Source organism: Achromobacter sp. MUI-25009338, from assembly GCF_057359325.1.
Genome location: NZ_CM170627.1, coordinates 5683130 through 5698219, shown reverse-complemented (window position 1 = coordinate 5698219; position 15090 = coordinate 5683130). Strand labels below are relative to the sequence as shown.

23 protein-coding genes are annotated in these 15090 nt (G+C 65.0%); 21 read left to right on the top strand and 2 right to left on the bottom strand.

Going from position 1 to position 15090, the window contains the following annotated elements:
- The first annotated feature begins 10 nt into the window (after positions 1 to 10).
- The 17 genes from rplX (at position 11) to rplQ (ending at position 8670) form a co-directional block, all read left to right on the top strand.
- Positions 11 to 331 (top strand): 50S ribosomal protein L24, encoded by a 321-nt coding sequence (gene rplX, locus AC1IQ6_RS27010; RefSeq protein WP_102775036.1) that lies wholly within the window; start codon positions 11 to 13, stop codon positions 329 to 331.
- 12 nt (positions 332 to 343) lie between these two features.
- Positions 344 to 883, top strand: coding sequence for a 50S ribosomal protein L5 (rplE, locus tag AC1IQ6_RS27005; RefSeq protein ID WP_102775037.1), 540 nt, complete (start codon positions 344 to 346; stop codon positions 881 to 883).
- Positions 884 to 895: 12 nt separating this feature from the next.
- On the top strand, positions 896 to 1201 hold the full coding sequence (rpsN, locus tag AC1IQ6_RS27000) for a 30S ribosomal protein S14 (protein ID WP_006216527.1): 306 nt from the start codon (positions 896 to 898) through the stop codon (positions 1199 to 1201).
- A gap of 10 nt (positions 1202 to 1211) precedes the next feature.
- On the top strand, positions 1212 to 1607 hold the full coding sequence (gene rpsH / locus AC1IQ6_RS26995) for a 30S ribosomal protein S8 (protein ID WP_102775038.1): 396 nt from the start codon (positions 1212 to 1214) through the stop codon (positions 1605 to 1607).
- 10 nt (positions 1608 to 1617) lie between these two features.
- Positions 1618 to 2151 carry a 50S ribosomal protein L6 gene (rplF, locus tag AC1IQ6_RS26990; RefSeq protein ID WP_102775039.1) on the top strand — a complete coding sequence of 178 codons (534 nt, stop codon included), beginning with the start codon at positions 1618 to 1620 and terminating at the stop codon, positions 2149 to 2151.
- A gap of 21 nt (positions 2152 to 2172) precedes the next feature.
- Positions 2173 to 2538, top strand: a complete 366-nt coding sequence (gene rplR, locus AC1IQ6_RS26985; RefSeq protein WP_102775040.1) for a 50S ribosomal protein L18 — start codon at positions 2173 to 2175, stop codon at positions 2536 to 2538.
- 15 nt (positions 2539 to 2553) lie between these two features.
- Positions 2554 to 3075, top strand: coding sequence for a 30S ribosomal protein S5 (gene rpsE, locus AC1IQ6_RS26980; protein WP_102775041.1), 522 nt, complete (start codon positions 2554 to 2556; stop codon positions 3073 to 3075).
- Between the two features lie 3 nt (positions 3076 to 3078).
- On the top strand, positions 3079 to 3264 hold the full coding sequence (rpmD, locus tag AC1IQ6_RS26975) for a 50S ribosomal protein L30 (RefSeq protein ID WP_006216520.1): 186 nt from the start codon (positions 3079 to 3081) through the stop codon (positions 3262 to 3264).
- Positions 3265 to 3273: 9 nt separating this feature from the next.
- Positions 3274 to 3714, top strand: coding sequence for a 50S ribosomal protein L15 (gene rplO, locus AC1IQ6_RS26970; RefSeq protein ID WP_069730502.1), 441 nt, complete (start codon positions 3274 to 3276; stop codon positions 3712 to 3714).
- A gap of 14 nt (positions 3715 to 3728) precedes the next feature.
- Positions 3729 to 5054, top strand: a complete 1326-nt coding sequence (secY, locus tag AC1IQ6_RS26965; RefSeq protein ID WP_102775042.1) for a preprotein translocase subunit SecY — start codon at positions 3729 to 3731, stop codon at positions 5052 to 5054.
- Positions 5055 to 5062: 8 nt separating this feature from the next.
- On the top strand, positions 5063 to 5281 hold the full coding sequence (infA, locus tag AC1IQ6_RS26960) for a translation initiation factor IF-1 (protein WP_003806927.1): 219 nt from the start codon (positions 5063 to 5065) through the stop codon (positions 5279 to 5281).
- Between the two features lie 34 nt (positions 5282 to 5315).
- Positions 5316 to 5429, top strand: coding sequence for a 50S ribosomal protein L36 (gene rpmJ, locus AC1IQ6_RS26955; RefSeq protein WP_003806928.1), 114 nt, complete (start codon positions 5316 to 5318; stop codon positions 5427 to 5429).
- A gap of 43 nt (positions 5430 to 5472) precedes the next feature.
- Positions 5473 to 5838 carry a 30S ribosomal protein S13 gene (gene rpsM, locus AC1IQ6_RS26950; protein WP_006389632.1) on the top strand — a complete coding sequence of 122 codons (366 nt, stop codon included), beginning with the start codon at positions 5473 to 5475 and terminating at the stop codon, positions 5836 to 5838.
- A gap of 15 nt (positions 5839 to 5853) precedes the next feature.
- Positions 5854 to 6255 carry a 30S ribosomal protein S11 gene (gene rpsK, locus AC1IQ6_RS26945; RefSeq protein ID WP_006216516.1) on the top strand — a complete coding sequence of 134 codons (402 nt, stop codon included), beginning with the start codon at positions 5854 to 5856 and terminating at the stop codon, positions 6253 to 6255.
- Positions 6256 to 6266: 11 nt separating this feature from the next.
- A complete protein-coding gene (gene rpsD / locus AC1IQ6_RS26940) occupies positions 6267 to 6890 on the top strand; it encodes a 30S ribosomal protein S4 (protein WP_102775043.1) in 624 nt (207 codons plus the stop codon).
- Between the two features lie 213 nt (positions 6891 to 7103).
- Positions 7104 to 8090 carry a DNA-directed RNA polymerase subunit alpha gene (locus tag AC1IQ6_RS26935; protein ID WP_006216514.1) on the top strand — a complete coding sequence of 329 codons (987 nt, stop codon included), beginning with the start codon at positions 7104 to 7106 and terminating at the stop codon, positions 8088 to 8090.
- 187 nt (positions 8091 to 8277) lie between these two features.
- Positions 8278 to 8670 (top strand): 50S ribosomal protein L17, encoded by a 393-nt coding sequence (rplQ, locus tag AC1IQ6_RS26930; RefSeq protein ID WP_006389635.1) that lies wholly within the window; start codon positions 8278 to 8280, stop codon positions 8668 to 8670.
- A 65-nt stretch (positions 8671 to 8735) separates the two neighbouring features.
- On the opposite strand, the gene AC1IQ6_RS26925 is transcribed toward rplQ, so the two are convergent.
- Positions 8736 to 9173, bottom strand: a complete 438-nt coding sequence (locus tag AC1IQ6_RS26925; RefSeq protein WP_102775044.1) for an HIT family protein — start codon at positions 9171 to 9173, stop codon at positions 8736 to 8738.
- Between the two features lie 120 nt (positions 9174 to 9293).
- Between AC1IQ6_RS26925 and cutA the strand changes: the two genes are divergently transcribed.
- Both cutA and dsbD read left to right on the top strand, forming a co-directional pair.
- Positions 9294 to 9641: a divalent-cation tolerance protein CutA gene (gene cutA / locus AC1IQ6_RS26920; protein ID WP_102775045.1), complete on the top strand. Its 348-nt coding sequence runs from the start codon at positions 9294 to 9296 to the stop codon at positions 9639 to 9641.
- The gene (gene dsbD / locus AC1IQ6_RS26915; RefSeq protein ID WP_111826955.1) at positions 9641 to 11536 is read left to right on the top strand and encodes a protein-disulfide reductase DsbD; all 1896 of its coding nucleotides are present in this window, start codon (positions 9641 to 9643) and stop codon (positions 11534 to 11536) included. Before cutA ends, dsbD begins: the two co-directional genes overlap by 1 nt.
- 4 nt (positions 11537 to 11540) lie before the next feature.
- On the opposite strand, the gene AC1IQ6_RS26910 is transcribed toward dsbD, so the two are convergent.
- Positions 11541 to 12389, bottom strand: a complete 849-nt coding sequence (locus AC1IQ6_RS26910; RefSeq protein WP_102775047.1) for an IclR family transcriptional regulator — start codon at positions 12387 to 12389, stop codon at positions 11541 to 11543.
- A gap of 213 nt (positions 12390 to 12602) precedes the next feature.
- On the opposite strand from AC1IQ6_RS26910, the gene AC1IQ6_RS26905 reads away from it, so the two are divergent.
- Both AC1IQ6_RS26905 and AC1IQ6_RS26900 read left to right on the top strand, forming a co-directional pair.
- Entirely contained in the window at positions 12603 to 14279 is a 1677-nt protein-coding gene (locus tag AC1IQ6_RS26905) for an FAD-dependent oxidoreductase (protein WP_479731840.1), read from the top strand.
- Positions 14276 to 15070 (top strand): SDR family NAD(P)-dependent oxidoreductase, encoded by a 795-nt coding sequence (locus AC1IQ6_RS26900; RefSeq protein ID WP_111826953.1) that lies wholly within the window; start codon positions 14276 to 14278, stop codon positions 15068 to 15070. The genes AC1IQ6_RS26905 and AC1IQ6_RS26900 overlap by 4 nt, the downstream gene beginning before the upstream one ends.
- Positions 15071 to 15090: the final 20 nt, after the last annotated feature.

Genomic DNA, 15090 nt, shown 5'->3' with positions numbered 1-15090 from the left:
GAGCCCTACGATGAACAACATTCGTAAAGGCGACGAAGTCATCGTCCTGACCGGTCGCGACAAGAAGCGTCGCGGTACCGTGCTGGCTCGCGTTGGCGCCGACCACGTGCTGGTCGAAGGCGTCAATGTCGTCAAGAAACACGTGAAAGCCAACCCGATGGCCAACAACCCGGGCGGAATCGTCGAAAAGACCATGCCGATCCACATCTCGAATGTGGCGCTCTTCAACCCCGCGACCGGTCGTGGCGACCGCGTCGGCGTGCAGGAAGTCGAAGGTCGCAAGGTCCGCGTGTTCCGTTCCAATGGTGCCGTTGTCGGCGCCAAGGCGTAAGGGGCGATAGACATGTCTCGTTTGCAAGATCTGTACAAGAGCAAGGTCGCTGCCGACCTGCAGGCCAAGTTTGGCTACAAGAGCGCGATGGAAGTGCCGCGCATCACCAAGATCACCCTGAACATGGGTGTCTCGGAAGCCGTCGCTGACAAGAAGGTCATCGAGCACGCCGTCTCGGACCTGACCAAGATCGCCGGCCAGAAGCCCGTCGTGACGAAGACCAAGAAGGCTATCGCCGGGTTCAAGATCCGCGAAAACTACCCGATCGGTTGCATGGTCACGCTGCGTGGTCAGCGTATGTACGAATTCCTGGATCGCCTGGTGGCGGTTGCGCTGCCCCGCGTGCGCGACTTCCGCGGCATCTCGGGTCGTGCTTTCGACGGCCGTGGCAACTACAACATCGGGGTGAAAGAGCAGATCATTTTCCCCGAAATCGAGTACGACAAGATCGACGCGCTGCGTGGGCTGAACATCAGCATCACCACCACCGCCAAGACCGACGAAGAAGCCAAGGCGCTGCTGACCGCCTTCAGCTTCCCGTTCCGTAACTAAGGGGCTGATGACGTGGCTAAACTTTCCCTCATCAATCGCGACATCAAGCGCGCCAAGCTGGCTGACAAGTTCGCCGCCAAGCGCGCTGAGTTGAAGGCGATCATCGACGACCAGTCGAAGACCGACGAAGAACGTTACCAAGCTCGGCTCAAGCTGCAACAGCTGCCGCGCAATGCCAACCCGACGCGTCAACGTAACCGTTGCGTGGTCACCGGTCGTCCGCGCGGCGTGTTCCGCAAGTTCGGCCTGACGCGCCACAAACTGCGTGAAATGGCGATGAAGGGTGAAATCCCCGGCATCACCAAGGCCAGCTGGTAGGAGAAACAATATGAGCATGAGCGATCCCATCGCCGATATGCTGACCCGCATTCGCAATGCGCAGCAAGTGGACAAAGTTACGGTGAGCATGCCCTCCTCGAAGCTGAAGGCGGCCATTGCCGCCGTGCTGAAGGACGAAGGCTACATCGACAGCTTTGAAGTCAAGGGCACCCAGGCCAAGCCTGAGCTCGAGATCACCCTGAAGTACTACGCCGGCCGTCCGGTCATCGAACGTATCGAGCGCGTTTCGCGCCCGGGCCTGCGTATCTACAAGGGCCGTACCAGCATTCCTCAGGTCATGAACGGCCTGGGCGTGGCCATCGTTTCGACCTCGCGCGGCGTCATGACCGACCGTAAGGCTCGCGCCAACGGCGTCGGCGGCGAAGTGCTTTGCTACGTGGCCTAAGGAGAGTCGAATGTCACGTATCGCTAAGTATCCGGTCGAACTGCCCAAGGGTGTTGAAGCCAACATCCAGCAGGATCAGATCATCGTCAAGGGCCCGCTGGGTTCCCTGACCCAAGCCCTGACCGGCGACGTCACGATCGCGTTGGACGAAGGCAAGCTCACGTTTGCCGCCGCCAACGAGACCCGTCACGCCAACGCCATGTCGGGCACCGTGCGCGCGCTGGTGGCCAATATGGTCAACGGCGTGAGCAAGGGATTCGAGCGCAGGCTGAACCTGGTTGGCGTGGGTTACCGCGCCTCGGTTCAAGGCGACGCCGTTAAGCTGCAGCTCGGTTTCTCGCACGACGTCGTGCATCAGTTGCCGGCCGGTATCAAGGCCGAATGCCCCACCCAGACGGAAATCGTCATCAAGGGCGCCAACAAGCAAGTCGTCGGTCAGGTGGCCGCTGAAATCCGCGCGTACCGCGAACCCGAACCCTACAAGGGCAAGGGCGTGCGTTACTCGGACGAACGCGTCGTCATCAAAGAAACCAAGAAGAAATAACGGCGCACGCAAGGACGAATCATGGACAAAAAAGTTTCCCGTTTGCGTCGTGCGGTTCCGACCCGCCGGAAGATCAGCGAGCTGCGCGTTCATCGCCTCTCGATTTTCCGCTCGAACCAGCACATCTACGCCAACATCATTTCGCCGGAAGGCGATCGCGTTCTGGTCAGCGCCTCGACGGTCGAAGCCGAAGTGCGCGCGCAACTGGCCGGCCAAACCGGTCAGGGCGGCAACAAGGCCGCTGCGTCGCTGGTCGGCAAGCGCGTGGCCGAAAAGGCCAAGGCTGCCGGTATCGAACTGGTTGCTTTCGATCGCTCGGGCTTTCGTTACCATGGCCGCGTGAAGGCGCTGGCCGATGCCGCGCGTGAAGCCGGCCTGAAGTTCTAAGCGAGGATCTGTCAAATGGCTAAAGTACAAGGCAAGAACGCCGCGGAAAAAGAGAACGATGACGGCCTCCGCGAAAAAATGATCGCGGTCAACCGCGTGAGCAAAGTCGTCAAGGGTGGTCGCACCATGAGCTTTGCCGCGCTGACCGTGGTCGGCGATGGCGACGGCCGCATCGGCATGGGCAAGGGCAAGGCGCGCGAAGTGCCGGTGTCCGTTCAGAAGGCTATGGAACAGGCCCGTCGCGGCATGTTCAAGGTGGCCCTGAAGAACGGCACGCTGCACCACTCCGTGGTCGGCAAGCATGGCGCCGCCACCGTGCTGATTTCGCCCGCTGCTGAAGGTACCGGCGTTATCGCCGGCGGCCCGATGCGCGCTATTTTCGAAGTGATGGGTGTGCGTAACGTGGTTGCCAAGAGCCTGGGCTCGAGCAACCCCTACAACATGGTTCGCGCCACGTTGAACGGCCTGCGCGCCTCCCTGACCCCGGCGGATGTTGCTGCCAAGCGCGGCAAGACCGTCGAAGAAATCCTGGGGTAAATCATGGCTCAGAAGCAGATCAAAGTGACCCTCGTGCGCTCGGTGATCGGTACCAAGCAATCGCACCGTGATACGGTTCGCGGTTTGGGCTTGGGCCGTATCAACAGCAGCCGCGTGCTGGTCGATACGCCCGAGGTGCGTGGGATGATCCGTAAGGTGGATTATCTCGTTTCCGTCTCGGAAGCCTAAGGAATCACCATGTCGGATATGCAACTCAATACGCTGAAGCCCGCCGAGGGCAGCAAGCACGCCAAGCGCCGCGTCGGCCGTGGCATCGGTTCGGGTCTGGGCAAGACCGCCGGCCGTGGCCACAAGGGTCAGAAGTCGCGCTCGGGCGGTTTCCATAAGGTTGGCTTCGAAGGCGGTCAAATGCCGCTGCAGCGTCGTCTGCCCAAGCGCGGTTTCACCCCGCTCGGCCAGCACCTGTACGCCGAAGTCCGTCTGTCGGACCTGCAAGCCGTGCCCGTCGACGAAATCGACGTGCAAGTGCTGAAGGCCGCTGGCGTGGTCGGTCAGGCGGTTCGCTACGCCAAGGTCATCAAGTCGGGTGAACTCTCGCGCAAGGTCGTGCTCAAGGGCATTACCGCGACGGCCGGCGCTCGCGCCGCCATCGAAGCCGCGGGCGGCTCGCTTGCCTGATCACGAGGTGACGAGTGGCTAACGCGCAGGCATTGGGCAAAACCGGAGGACGTTACGGCGATCTGAAGCGCCGTCTCGTTTTCCTGGTGCTCGCCCTGGTGGTTTACCGGTTGGGTACACACATCCCGGTACCGGGCATCAACCCGGATGCGCTGGCGGACCTGTTCCGCCAGAACCAGGGCGGGATCCTCGGCCTGTTCAACATGTTCTCGGGCGGGGCGCTTTCGCGCTTCTCGATTTTTGCCCTGGGGATCATGCCGTACATTTCGGCATCCATCATCATGCAGCTGATGTCTGTGGTGGTGCCGTCGCTGGAAGCCCTCAAGAAAGAGGGCGAATCCGGCCGTCGGAAGATCACCCAATACACCCGCTACGGCACCGTGGTGCTGGCGCTGGTGCAGGCTGTGGGCATTTCGGTTGCGCTGGAGTCCCAACCGGGGCTGGTGATCGATCCGGGCATGCTGTTCCGCTTCACGACCGTCGTGACCCTGGTCACCGGCACCATGTTCGTCATGTGGCTGGGTGAACAGATCACGGAACGCGGTCTGGGCAACGGGATTTCCATCCTGATCTTCGCAGGTATCGTTGCGGGTCTGCCCGCGGCGCTGGCTGCATTGCTGGACCTGGTCCGCACCAACTCGATGTCCGTGCTGTCGGCGCTGTTCATCGTGGCTCTGGTGGTGCTGGTTACCGCTTTTGTGGTGTTCGTCGAACGCGGACAGCGCAAGATCACGGTGAACTACGCCAAGCGTCAGGTCGGCAACAAGATCTACGGTGGCCAAAGCTCGCATTTGCCGCTGAAGCTGAACATGGCAGGGGTGATTCCGCCGATCTTCGCATCGTCGATCATTCTGTTCCCGGCCACGATCACGAGCTGGTTTTCCAGCAGCGAGAACATGCGCTGGCTTAGCGACCTGGCTGCGGCCCTGTCGCCTCGTCAACCGCTCTACATCACGCTGTATTCGGCCGCGATCATTTTCTTCTGCTTTTTCTACACGGCTCTGGTGTTCAACAGCCGCGAAACGGCGGACAACCTGAAGAAGAGTGGTGCGTTCGTTCCGGGCATCCGTCCGGGCGAACAAACGGCGCGCTACATCGACAAGATCCTGATGCGTTTGACGCTCGCAGGTGCCATCTACATCACGTTGGTGTGCCTGTTGCCGGAATTCTTGGTGATGCGCTGGAACGTTCCGTTCTACTTCGGTGGTACGTCTCTGTTGATTATTGTGGTGGTGACGATGGATTTCATGGCGCAGGTCCAGGCCTACATGATGTCTCACCAGTACGACTCGTTGCTCAAGAAGGCTAACTTCAAGGGCCCGGGTTTGCCGATGCGGTAAGCAAGAGAATGTCCAAGGACGACGTCATTCAGATGCAAGGTGAGGTTCTGGAGAACCTCCCGAACGCGACATTTCGCGTCAAGCTCGAAAACGGCCACGTGGTGTTGGGCCATATTTCCGGCAAGATGCGTATGCATTACATCCGGATCCTGCCGGGTGACAAGGTCACAGTGGAGCTCACGCCCTATGACCTGACGCGAGCCAGGATTGTTTTCCGCTCCAAGTGAGCGGAACCGGATTACGGAAAATTAGGAGTCAACCATGAAAGTAATGGCATCGGTTAAGCGGATCTGCCGCAACTGCAAAGTTATCAAACGTCACGGCGTGGTGCGCGTTATCTGCACCGACCCGCGTCACAAGCAGCGTCAAGGCTAACCCGGGTTAGCGACTACGCAACGGATTTATTCAAGGAACAGTCATGGCCCGTATTGCTGGCATTAACATTCCGCCGCATCAGCACGCCGAGATCGGCCTGACCGCCATTTTTGGCATCGGTCGCACGCGCGCTCGCAAGATTTGCGAAGCGGCAAACGTCCCGTTTGACAAAAAGGTCAAGGATCTGAGCGACGCTGAACTGGAACGCGTTCGCGAACACGTTGGCGTGTTCACGGTCGAAGGCGACCTGCGTCGTGAAGTGCAGCTCTCGATCAAGCGTTTGATCGACCTGGGAACCTACCGAGGCATGCGCCACAAGCGCGGCCTGCCCGTGCGCGGCCAGCGCACTCGCACCAACGCCCGCACCCGCAAGGGCCCGCGTCGTGCTGCTGCGTCCCTGAAGAAATAATCGAGGAACTGGATTATGGCGAAAGCTTCCACCAGCGGCGCTTCGCGCGTGCGCAAAAAGGTCAAGAAGAACGTCTCGGACGGCATCGCGCACGTTCACGCTTCGTTCAACAACACCATCATCACCATCACCGACCGTCAGGGCAACGCGCTGTCGTGGGCCACGTCGGGCGGTGCTGGCTTCAAGGGTTCGCGCAAGTCGACCCCGTTCGCTGCGCAGGTCGCCGCTGAAACGGCCGGCCGCGTCGCGCTGGAGTACGGCATCAAGACGCTGGAAGTGCGTATCAAGGGCCCCGGCCCCGGCCGCGAATCGTCGGTCCGCGCTCTGAACGCGCTGGGCATCAAGATTTCGAGCATCGCCGACATCACGCCCGTTCCGCACAACGGCTGCCGTCCGCCGAAGCGTCGTCGTATCTAAAGGGAATCCACATGGCACGTTATACTGGACCCAAATGCAAGCTCTCGCGCCGCGAGGGTACTGACCTGTTCCTGAAGAGCGCCCGTCGCTCGCTGGATTCCAAGTGCAAGCTGGATTCCAAGCCTGGCCAACACGGCCGCACTTCGGGCGCCCGCACTTCCGACTACGGCCTGCAGCTGCGCGAAAAGCAAAAGCTCAAGCGCATGTACGGCGTGCTGGAAAAGCAATTCCGCAAGTACTTCGCCGAAGCCGAGCGTCGTCGCGGCAACACCGGCGAAACGCTGATCCAGCTGCTCGAATCGCGCCTGGACAACGTCGTCTACCGCATGGGCTTCGGCTCGACCCGCGCCGAAGCTCGCCAGCTGGTGAGCCACCGCGCGATCGAACTGAACGGCCACACCGCCGACATCGCCTCGATGCTGGTCAAGGCCGGTGACGTCGTCTCGGTCCGCGAAAAGGCCAAGAAGCAAGGCCGCATCAAGGAATCGCTCGACCTGGCCGCCAGCATCGGCATGCCCCAGTGGGTCGAAGTCGACGCCAACAAGATGACCGGCACGTTCAAGTCGGCTCCCGATCGCGCTGACGTCGCTCGCGACATCAACGAATCGATGGTCGTCGAACTGTACTCGCGTTAATCAGGCCTGCCGGCGCTACCTTCGCAATGCGCCGGCGAACTGGTCCCGCGACCCGTTTGCAAGTCCCGCAGCAGCCCGCTTTCCGCTTTTCGGCGGAGCGGGCTTTGCGGTAAGTATCGGCCCGCGCTTCGCGCCGGCCCTGTTTCACGTTTCACCCTGTCCATCAGCCTTATCGGTGTAACGAGCCGAGGGTATTGAAAAGGAACACAGTAAATGTCCACTCAAGGTTTCCTGAAGCCGCGCTCCATTGAAGTCGAACCGGTCGGCACGCACCATGCCAAGATCGTGATGGAGCCGTTCGAGCGTGGCTACGGTCACACGCTGGGCAACGCCCTGCGCCGCATCCTGCTGTCTTCGATGACCGGCTACGCGCCGACCGAAGTGCAGATGACCGGCGTGGTGCACGAATATTCGACCATCCCGGGCGTTCGCGAAGACGTCGTCGACATCCTGCTGAACCTGAAGGGTGTGGTCTTCAAGCTGCACAACCGTGACGAAGTCACCCTGGTCCTGCGCAAGACCGGCGCCGGCACCGTGCTGGCCAGCGACATCGAGCTGCCGCACGACGTCGAGATCATCAACCCCGGCCACGCCATCTGCAACCTGACCGACGCCGGCAAGCTGGAAATGCAGATCAAGGTCGAAAAGGGCCGCGGCTACGTGCCGGGCAACGTGCGCGCGCTGTCGGAAGACCGCACCCACACCATCGGCCGCATCGTGCTGGACGCTTCGTTCAGCCCGGTCCGCCGCGTCAGCTACGCGGTCGAAAGCGCCCGTGTGGAACAGCGCACCGACCTGGACAAGCTGGTCCTGGACATCGAAACCAACGGCGTGATCTCGCCCGAGGAAGCGGTGCGCCAGTCGGCCCGCATCCTGATGGACCAGATCTCGGTCTTCGCCGCCCTGGAAGGCGCCGGCGACTCGTACGAAGCCCCGGTCCGCGGCACGCCGCAGATCGACCCGGTGCTGCTGCGCCCGGTCGACGACCTGGAGCTGACGGTGCGTTCGGCCAACTGCCTGAAGGCCGAAAACATCTACTACATCGGCGACCTGATCCAGCGCACCGAGAACGAGCTGCTCAAGACCCCGAACCTGGGCCGCAAGTCGCTCAACGAAATCAAGGAAGTGCTGGCCGCACGCGGCCTGACGCTGGGCATGAAGCTCGAAAACTGGCCCCCGCTGGGCCTGGAGCGCCCCTAAGTCCTGAAAGGGAGTCCGCCCTCGCAAGGGGCGGCCCCTGCAGGCGGGCCGGGGAAATCCCGGCCGGTCTGCGAAACCGTCGTAAAATGCACCGTTTTCTACCGGACCGCAGCCTGATCGCAGGTTGATAGAAGAGCCGGCAACCCGATGGCGGAAACGCCGTCTTTAGATTCAAAGGAAACTTATCATGCGTCACGGTAATGGCTTGCGTAAGCTCAACCGCACCAGCAGTCACCGTCTTGCCATGTTCCGCAACATGGCCGTTTCGTTGATCACCCACGAAGCCATCAAGACCACGCTGCCGAAGGCGAAAGAATTGCGCCGCGTCATCGAACCCCTGATCACGCTGGGTAAAGAACCCACCCTCGCGAACAAGCGTCTGGCTTTCGCCCGTCTGCGCGACCGCGATGCCGTGGTGAAGCTGTTCGCCGAAATCGGCCCGCGCTACGCGGCCCGCAACGGCGGCTACACCCGCGTGCTGAAGATGGGCTTCCGTCAAGGCGACAACGCTCCCATGGCTTTCATGGAGCTGGTCGACCGTCCGGAAGTCGATGAAGCCGCTGAGGACAGCGCCGAGTAAATCCGGCTGCTCGATAAGCGACAAGGGCGGGTCTTCGGACCCGCCCTTGTTTTTTGCGCGCCGCCTCAGGAGGCGTGCAGTTCGGCGCGCAGCTGCTCGGCGGTCGCGGCCAGCGCGTCCGGCGCGGCCTGCGGCGGCATTCGAAAGGTCAGGTCCTGCTGTTCGATGTACTGCGTGGACGTGACGTCCTGCGGATGGTGCATCGGGATGACGTGCGCGTGCGCATGCGCGACGTGGATGCCGGTGAAGGCGAAGCCCACGCGGTCCACGCCGTACAGGCGCTTCATGTGGCGGCCGAGCTTCTGCCCCAGGTTGAGGATGTTGCCCGCCAGGTCGGCCGGCATGTCCTCGTAATAGGGGTAATGCTGCTTGGGGATGATGAGCGTGTGCCCGGGGCGCACCGGCTGGATGTCGAGAAAGGCCAGCACGCGGTCGTCTTCGTGCACGATGTGGGCGGGGATCTCGCGGCGGGCGATGCGGCAGAACAGACAGTTGTCGGACATGCGTGCCTCGGTGGTAGCGGGTTGCATGGCGGCGCGGCGGGCGTGGGTAGCCGGGCGTTGGCCGCAATACCGATAAAATACCCTGAGTTACGCCCCATACGGGCTTTCCAAGGAGACATCATGTTGCGCGATGACGACGTTGTGCTGGTCATCAGCAATGCGCCCGACCTGCTCCTGGCCAAGCGGATCGCGCACGTCCTGGTCGAAGACGGCCTGGCCGCCTGCGTGAACCTTGGCGCGCCGGGCCTGTCCATCTACATGTGGAACGGAGAAGTCGAAGGGGCTGAAGAGATCCCCATCCACATCAAGACCACCTATGCGCGCCACCAGGCCGTTGTGCAGGCCCTGGCGCAGATGCATCCGTACGACGTGCCCGAAATCATCGTGCTGCCGGTCATCGGCGGCGCCGCGCCTTATCTGGACTGGGTGCGCGAGCAGACGGCCGTCACGCCGAACAAGAGAGACTGATGTTGCAACATGCCGGTATGGTCGGCGCGCCCCGGCGCGACTTTCGCGCGGTCCGCGCTTTCTTCGGGCGCTGCCTCGCCCTGTTGGCGGCGGCGCTGCTGTTGCTGGGCTGGCAGGCTGCGGCGCGCGCCGAGGCCGAGTTCCTGGACCCTGAAAAAGCCTTCGTGTTCAGCGCCGCCATGGCCGCGCCCGACACGCTGGAGATGCGCTACCGGGTCGCGCCCGGCTACTACATGTACCGCGAGCGCTTCGGCATCACCATCAGCCCCATTGGCGCGGCCACCCTGGGCGAGGCCGTCTATCCGAAGGGCGAGGTCAAGTACGACCCGACCTTCGAGAAGGACATGGAGGTCTTCCATGAAGACGTGGTCATCCGCGTGCCCATCGCGGCCGGCGGGCAGCCGTTCACGCTGACCCTGACCGGCCAGGGCTGCGCCGACGCGGGCCTGTGCTATCCGCCCATGGACAGCAGCGTCAAGCTCACGCCGGTGGCCGGCGGCTATGCGCTGGCCGGGCCGGCGGGCGCGCCGGCCGCCGCTTCGTCCGCGGCGTCGGGCGGCCTGGGCGCGCTGGTCAACGCCGGCGATACCGGGCTGGCCGACGCGCTGGGCGGACTGGGCTGGGCCAAGACCGCGGGCGTGTTCCTGGTGCTGGGCCTGCTGCTGGCGTTCACGCCCTGCGTGCTGCCCATGATTCCCATCCTGTCCTCCATCGTGGTGGGCGGCTCGGCCCAGGCCAGGCCCAGCCGCAAGCGCGGGCTGGCGCTGGCGGCCACCTACGTGCTGGGCATGTCGGTCGTGTACACCGCGCTGGGTGTGGCGGCGGGCCTGAGCGGCGCGGGCCTGGCGGCCTGGCTGCAGACTCCGTGGATACTGAGCCTCTTCGCGATCCTGCTGGCGGTGCTGGCGCTGGCCATGTTCGACGCGTTCACCTTCCAGATGCCTTCGGGCATCCAGGCGCGGCTGTCCGAGCGCGCCTCGCGCATTCCCGGCGGCCGCTACACCGGCGCGCTGCTGATGGGCGCCTTGTCGGCGCTCATCGTCGGGCCCTGCGTGGCCGCGCCGCTGGCCGGCGCGCTGCTGTATATCTCGCAGACCGGCGACGTGGTGCTGGGCGGATCGGCGCTGTTCGCGATGGCCTGGGGCATGGGCGTGCCGCTGCTGATCGTGGGCGCGTCCTCGGGCGCGCTGCTGCCCAAGGCCGGTCCGTGGATGGACGGCGTGAAACGGCTGTTCGGCATGCTGTTGCTGGCGACCGCGTGGTGGATGCTGATCCCGGTGGTGCCCACCTGGGTGCAGATGACGGGCTGGGCCTTCCTGGCGGCGGTTTCCGCCGTGATGCTGCGCGCCTTCGACGCCCTGCCCGCGGGCGCGGGCGCGGCGCGCATGTTCGGCAAGGGCGTGGGCCTGCTGCTGGCGCTGGCCGCGGCCGCGTGGCTGGTGGGCGCGGCCAGCGGCGGGCGCGACGTGCTGCAGCCGCTGTCGCACCTGGCGGCGCGCGCCGACGGGGCCGTCGCCACGGCGAACGCCGGCGGCGAAGTGCGCTTCACCCGCGTGCGCAACAACGCCGAACTGGATGCCGTGCTGGCGCAGAGCCGCCAGCCGGTCATGCTGGATTTCTACGCGGACTGGTGCGTGTCCTGCCGCGAAATGGAGCGCTTCACCTTCACCGATCCGGGCGTCGCGCAGCGCATGGCCGGCATGGTGCTGGTGCAGGCCGACGTCACGGCCAACAACGCCGACGACCGCGCCTTGCTCAAGCGCTTCCGCTTGTTCGGCCCGCCCGGCATCATGTTCTTCGAGCCCGGCGGCAAGGAGCTGCCCGAGGCCCGCGTCGTGGGCTTCCAGGACGCCAGGCGCTTCACCGAATCGCTGGACAAGGTGCTGATGCGCTAAGCGCCTAGCCCAGGCGCGAGGCGCGCGCGTCGCGGTTCTGCCAGCCCAGTTCGGCCGAGATGGCGTCGGCGCACTGCCTGATCTCGGCCACCAGCGGGCTGCTCCAGCGCGCGTCGAACACCCCGGCCGCGCCGATCGCGGTGATGACGAGCACCACGTTGCCGTTGGAATCGAACACCGGCGCGCTCAGCCCGTTGATGCCGGGTATCGGGTCGCCGACCGCGCGCGCCACGCCGCGCTGGCGCACTTCTTTCAAGGTCTGCTCGAACTTCTCGCTCCTGGCCCGCGACGGCACCGCGCCCAGGCGCAGGAAGTCCTCGTGCAGCAGGCTTTCTATCTTCTTGGGCGGCAGCAGCGCCGCGAACACCTTGCCGGTGGCGGTGTTGGTCAGCGACATCACGGTGCCGGTGCGCATGTTGACGTGGATCGGGTAGTTGGACTCGTGCAGGTGCACGATCACCGGACCCAGGTTGCCCAGCACCGCGATGGCGATGGTCTGGCCGGTTTTTTCGGCGAGCTCGCGCGTCATGGGCACGGCGATCTTGATGGGATCGAGCCGGTGCAGCGCGGCCAGCCCGAGCTGCAGCGCCAGCGGGCCCAGCTCGTATTCGCCGGTGCTGGCGTCCTGCCGGACCAGGCCCAGGTTGCCGTAGCTCACCAGGTAGGCGTGGGCGTTGGCGCCCGACATCCCGGCGGCCTTGGCCAGGGCGCCCAGCGGCAGCGAGGACGAGTGCTCCAGCAGCGCAAGCAGCAGCTTGCCGCCGACTTCGATGGATTGGATGCCGCGCCTGCGCGGCGATTTGACGGAGGGTTGGGCGGCGCTGCGCGCGCCGGCGGTGGTGTGGGCAGTCATTTTTCTTTATCGAACGTGATCGCCTATGTTAGTACTTTCGCAACTAGCGAATCCTATTGACAGTATCAAATCACTTATCTACAGTCGCTACAAGAACAAAGCCATCCCGGCCCCGAGGGCGGGACAAGGCCACCCAGTGGGTATGGAGACAACGTGGAAGATACTCGTCAATACGACTGCGACGTGCTGGTCGTCGGGTCGGGCGCGTCCGGTATGTCGGCGGCGATCACCGCGGCCACGGCGGGCCTGAAGGTCCTTATCGTTGAAAAAGAGCCGCGCTTCGGCGGCTCCACCGCGCGGTCGGGCGGCTGGCTCTGGATTCCGGGCACGTCCCTGGCCAAGGCGCAGGGCATGCACGAAACCCCCGACGAAGCGCGCGCCTACCTGCGCCACGAGGCCGGCGACAGCTACAACGCCGAGCGCGTGGACGCATTCCTGGAGCACGGGCCGCGGGCCGTGGACTTCTTCACCTCGCAGACCGAGGTGCAGTTCGACATGCCGCTGGTGTTTCCCGACTATCACGCCGAAGCGCCGGGCGGCAAACAGGGCGGCCGCTCGATGGTGGCGCGGCCCTACGACGGCCGCAGGCTAGGCGCCCACGTCCGCGACCTGGCGCCGGCGCTGCCCGAGCTGACCGTGTTCGGCATGATGCTGGGTTCGGGCAAGGAGATCGTGCACTTCATGCGCGCGACGCGCTCGCCGGCCTCGGCCTGGTACGTGGCCAGGCGCCTGACCAGGCATTTCCTGGACGTGGCCAAACATGGGCGCGGCATGACGCTGACCAACGGCAACGCGCTCGCGGGCCGGCTGGCCGCCAGCGCGTTCAAGCTGGGCATTGCGCTGTGGCTGCGCGCCCCGGCCCGCTCGCTCATCATCGAAGACGGGGCCGTGCGCGGCGCGGTGGTGCAGCGCGACGGCGCCACGGTGCAGGTGCGCGCCGCGCGCGCGGTGGTGCTGGCCGCCGGCGGCTTTCCGTACGACATCGAGCGGCGCAAGCGGCTGTACGCGCATGCGCCCACGGGCACGGAGCATTATTCGCCGTCGCCCGCCGGCAATACCGGAGACGGCCTGCGCCTGGCCGAGAGCGCGGGCGCCTGCGTCAACACGGCGCTGCCCAACGCCGCCGCCTGGGTGCCGGTGTCCGTGGTCACGCGCAAGGACGGCAGCCCCGGCTACATGCCGCATTTCATCGACCGCGCCAAGCCGGGCGTCATCGCCGTGACGCGCCAGGGCAGGCGCTTCGTCAACGAGGGCAGCTCGTACCATGACTTCGTGCAGCAGATGGTACGCGCCTGCCAGGGACAGGACGAGATCTGCGCCTGGCTGATCTGCGACCACCGGACGCTGCGCAAGTACGGCCTGGGCAGCGTCGCGCCGTTTCCGCTGCCCATCAAGCGCTATCTGGAAACCGGCTACCTGACGCGGGCCGCGACGGTGGCTGAACTGGCGCAGAAGACCGGCATCGACGCCGGCAGCCTGCGCCAGACGGTCGAGGCCTTCAACCGCGAGGCCGCGCTGGGGCGCGATCCCGAATTCGGCAAGGGCAGCATGGCCTACAACCGCTACCAGGGCGATGCGCTGCACGGCCCCAATCCCTGCGTGGCGCCGCTAGTGAAAGCGCCGTTCTACGCGATCAAGGTCATGATCGGCGACATCGGAACCTTCGCCGGCCTGAAGGTCGACGGCGAGGGCCGCGCGCTGAACGCGCAGGGCGAGGTCATCGCCGGCCTGTACGCGGTGGGCAACGACGCTTGCAGCATCATGGGCGGCAATTATCCCGGCGCGGGCATCACGCTGGGGCCGGCCCTGACCTTCGGCTACATCGCCGGACAGAGCATCGCCGCCGCCGCCAAGGCCGCGGCGGCCACACCTGCGCAGGCCACGGCATGAGCGCGGCGCGGCAAGGCGGTTCGGCGAGCGCCGCGCCAGCAGGCCTGCTGCAAGGCAGGCTCGCGCTGGTCACCGGAGCGGGGCAGGGCAACGGACGCGCATTGGCGCTGGGCCTGGCGGCCGCGGGCGCGCGCGTGGTGGCGACCGACCTGCGGGCCGACAGCGCCGCGCAGACGGCCGAGGACATCGCCGCCGCCGGCGGCCAGGCCTGGAGCCATGCGCTGGACGTGACGGACCTGGAAGCCTGCGCGGCCGTTGCGGCGCGGGTCCGGCGCGAAGCGGGCCCGATCGACGTGCTGGTCAACAACGCCGGCATCCTGATCCGCGAGGGCATGGACAGCCCGCGCGCGGCCGAGAACTGGCGGCGCGTGCTGGACGTGAACCTGAACGGCAGCTTCAACATGATCCACGCCTTCCTGGAAGCGCTGCGCGCGACCCGCGGCGTCATCATCAATGTCGGCTCGATCGCGTCGTTCGCCGGCGTGGGCGCGACGCTGGGGTACTCGCCGTCCAAGGGCGGCGTGAAGATGATGACGCAGGCGATGGCGCGCGATCTCGCGCCCGACGGCATCCGCGTCAACGCCATCGCGCCCGGCGTCATCGAGACGCCGATGACGCAGTACACGCGCGACGATCCCGCCCGCCTGGCCGGCTTCATGCAGCGCATACCGCTGGGACGGCTGGGCCAGCCCGAGGACCTGGTCGGTCCCGTCGTGTTCCTGGCCTCGCCGATGGCGCAGTACGTGACGGGCGTGTCCCTGCCGGTGGACGGAGGCTATCTGGCGGTATAGCGGGGACGGGAACAAGCATC

Bases quoted from the DNA above. Each gene is read 5' to 3' on its own strand.
- rplX (WP_102775036.1), top strand. From the start codon at position 11: ATGAACAACATTCGTAAAGGCGACGAAGTCATCGTCCTGACCGGTCGC.
- rplE (WP_102775037.1), top strand. From the start codon at position 344: ATGTCTCGTTTGCAAGATCTGTACAAGAGCAAGGTCGCTGCCGACCTG.
- rpsH (WP_102775038.1), top strand. From the start codon at position 1,212: ATGAGCATGAGCGATCCCATCGCCGATATGCTGACCCGCATTCGCAAT.
- rplF (WP_102775039.1), top strand. From the start codon at position 1,618: ATGTCACGTATCGCTAAGTATCCGGTCGAACTGCCCAAGGGTGTTGAA.
- rplR (WP_102775040.1), top strand. From the start codon at position 2,173: ATGGACAAAAAAGTTTCCCGTTTGCGTCGTGCGGTTCCGACCCGCCGG.
- rpsE (WP_102775041.1), top strand. From the start codon at position 2,554: ATGGCTAAAGTACAAGGCAAGAACGCCGCGGAAAAAGAGAACGATGAC.
- rpmD (WP_006216520.1), top strand. From the start codon at position 3,079: ATGGCTCAGAAGCAGATCAAAGTGACCCTCGTGCGCTCGGTGATCGGT.
- rplO (WP_069730502.1), top strand. From the start codon at position 3,274: ATGTCGGATATGCAACTCAATACGCTGAAGCCCGCCGAGGGCAGCAAG.
- infA (WP_003806927.1), top strand. From the start codon at position 5,063: ATGTCCAAGGACGACGTCATTCAGATGCAAGGTGAGGTTCTGGAGAAC.
- rpmJ (WP_003806928.1), top strand. From the start codon at position 5,316: ATGAAAGTAATGGCATCGGTTAAGCGGATCTGCCGCAACTGCAAAGTT.
- rpsM (WP_006389632.1), top strand. From the start codon at position 5,473: ATGGCCCGTATTGCTGGCATTAACATTCCGCCGCATCAGCACGCCGAG.
- rpsK (WP_006216516.1), top strand. From the start codon at position 5,854: ATGGCGAAAGCTTCCACCAGCGGCGCTTCGCGCGTGCGCAAAAAGGTC.
- rpsD (WP_102775043.1), top strand. From the start codon at position 6,267: ATGGCACGTTATACTGGACCCAAATGCAAGCTCTCGCGCCGCGAGGGT.
- AC1IQ6_RS26935 (WP_006216514.1), top strand. From the start codon at position 7,104: ATGTCCACTCAAGGTTTCCTGAAGCCGCGCTCCATTGAAGTCGAACCG.
- rplQ (WP_006389635.1), top strand. From the start codon at position 8,278: ATGCGTCACGGTAATGGCTTGCGTAAGCTCAACCGCACCAGCAGTCAC.
- AC1IQ6_RS26925 (WP_102775044.1), bottom strand. From the start codon at position 9,173: ATGTCCGACAACTGTCTGTTCTGCCGCATCGCCCGCCGCGAGATCCCC.
- cutA (WP_102775045.1), top strand. From the start codon at position 9,294: ATGTTGCGCGATGACGACGTTGTGCTGGTCATCAGCAATGCGCCCGAC.
- dsbD (WP_111826955.1), top strand. From the start codon at position 9,641: ATGTTGCAACATGCCGGTATGGTCGGCGCGCCCCGGCGCGACTTTCGC.
- AC1IQ6_RS26910 (WP_102775047.1), bottom strand. From the start codon at position 12,389: ATGACTGCCCACACCACCGCCGGCGCGCGCAGCGCCGCCCAACCCTCC.
- AC1IQ6_RS26905 (WP_479731840.1), top strand. From the start codon at position 12,603: ATGTCGGCGGCGATCACCGCGGCCACGGCGGGCCTGAAGGTCCTTATC.
- AC1IQ6_RS26900 (WP_111826953.1), top strand. From the start codon at position 14,276: ATGAGCGCGGCGCGGCAAGGCGGTTCGGCGAGCGCCGCGCCAGCAGGC.